Origin of the sequence: Sulfitobacter sp. CW3, from assembly GCF_019392245.1 — a bacterium.
GTDB lineage: Bacteria > Pseudomonadota > Alphaproteobacteria > Rhodobacterales > Rhodobacteraceae > Sulfitobacter.
Genome location: NZ_JAHXRL010000531.1, coordinates 1 through 240, shown reverse-complemented (window position 1 = coordinate 240; position 240 = coordinate 1). Strand labels below are relative to the sequence as shown.

Here is a 240-nt window from a genome sequence, read left to right as displayed (position 1 = left end):
GCCGTCTGGAGAAGATAGAAAGGACCAACTTTCGGGGCGACCATATTGTAGAATGCTACGCCGTGAAAGACGGCGTCGTCGTCGCCAAAGATCGCATTCACGTTCCCATAACCGAGTAGGATATCCGGTGGACAGAGCTGGTCTTCTTAAGGCGATAGCCAACACCGGCTACAACGTAGGGTTCGGCGCGAAGAAGCATTTTGCAACCTTCGATCTTGTCGAGAAAGTGCCGGGTTGGAT

Annotated in this window: 2 protein-coding genes; both read left to right on the top strand. The window is 52.9% G+C overall.

From position 1 onward, the window contains the following. Nucleotides 1–5: 5 nt before the first annotated feature. Nucleotides 6–119 (top strand): hypothetical protein, encoded by a 114-nt coding sequence (locus KZZ06_RS22110; RefSeq protein ID WP_257884546.1) that lies wholly within the window; start codon nucleotides 6–8, stop codon nucleotides 117–119. An 8-nt stretch (nucleotides 120–127) separates the two neighbouring features. Continuing rightward, a partial coding sequence (locus tag KZZ06_RS24000) for a hypothetical protein (RefSeq protein WP_368858728.1) occupies nucleotides 128–240 on the top strand: 113 nt, incomplete at its 3' end.